Genomic DNA, 1,471 nt, shown 5'->3' on the forward strand with positions numbered 1-1,471 from the left:
TGTCATGTGTAATCCTTTCACCCTATTTGCGGGAGAATATTTAGTCGGTTAGCTTAGTCGGTTAGTCTGTATTTAACTAGCGCTTACTGTTTTTTAGCCTTAGCAAAGGCAGAAGCAAACGCGTTGTTGAGTGGCGCGTTTTGCTGGTTTTTTGCTTTGGTGTTTTTTTGTTCTGATGACTTTGGTGTCGTTTGCTCGGCTGCGTCTTGTAATCGCATACTTAGCGCAACACGTTTACGCTTGGCGTCAAACTCAAGTACTTTTACTTTGACAATATCGCCCGTTTTAACCACGTCTCGAGGGTCTTTCACGAACTTGTTAGCCAGACAAGAAATGTGCACGAGGCCATCTTGATGCACTCCAATATCTACAAAGGCACCAAAATTTGTCACGTTGGTGACACTGCCTTCAAGGATCATTCCTTCTTTTAAATCGCTTATCTCTTCGATACCCTCTTTAAAGCTTGCTGATTTAAATTCAGGTCGAGGGTCTCTACCAGGCTTCGCAAGTTCGCGCAAAATATCGTTAATGGTATGAACGCCGATGCTATCGGAAGTGAAGGCCGAGGCGTCGAGTTGTGTGACAGACGTTTCACCAATAAGTTGCACTACTTTTTTGTCTTGAGATTTGGCAATTTGTTCAACGACAGAATATGACTCGGGATGCACGGCAGAGGCATCTAGCGGATTTTCGCCATTGTTAATACGAAGAAATCCAGCGCATTGTTCGAAAGTTTTATCGCCTAAACGAGGCACTGATTTCAAATCTTCTCTAGAGCGAAAAGCGCCATATGTATCGCGGAACAAAACAATATTGAACGCTGTGTTGGCTGCGATGCCAGATACGCGTGAAAGTAAAGGTGCAGAAGCTGTATTGACGTCGACGCCAACAGCATTAACACAGTCTTCAATGACCGCGTCTAAGCTTTTTCCAAGCTTGAACTGACTTACATCGTGTTGATACTGACCAACACCAATGGCTTTGGGCTCTATTTTCACAAGCTCTGCGAGCGGGTCTTGTAACCTTCTAGCGATCGATACCGCTCCTCGGATGCTGACGTCAATATCGGGAAATTCGTTCGCAGCGATTTCTGATGCGGAATACACCGAAGCTCCAGCTTCGCTGACGACAATTCGAGAGAGCTTCAAGTCAGGATAATATTTGCAGACATCTGCACAGAGTTTTTCGGTCTCGCGTGAGGCTGTGCCGTTACCGATGCTCAATAGCTCAGCATTGTATTTTTTTGCAAGTTGAGCAATACGTTCTCGCGATGTATCCCATTGGTTTTTGGGGGCATGAGGGTAGATGGTGTCATAGGCTAAAAGTTTGCCCGTCGCGTCAACAACAGCAACTTTTACTCCGGTACGTAAACCGGGATCAAGGCCAATGGTAACTTTTGGCCCTGCGGGCGCGGCCAACAATAAATCTTTTAGATTATCAGCAAATACTTTAATCGCGCCGCTTTCAGCTG

At 45.5% G+C, this 1,471-nt stretch carries 1 protein-coding gene; it reads right to left on the reverse strand.

All coding sequences use genetic code 11. The annotated features are described in order from the left end of the window. Positions 1-83: 83 nt before the first annotated feature. The coding region (locus tag A3762_RS25535) for a helix-hairpin-helix domain-containing protein (RefSeq protein ID WP_156493762.1) at positions 84-1,471 on the reverse strand (1,388 nt) is incomplete at its 5' end.

This window comes from Oleiphilus sp. HI0125 (assembly GCF_001635355.1).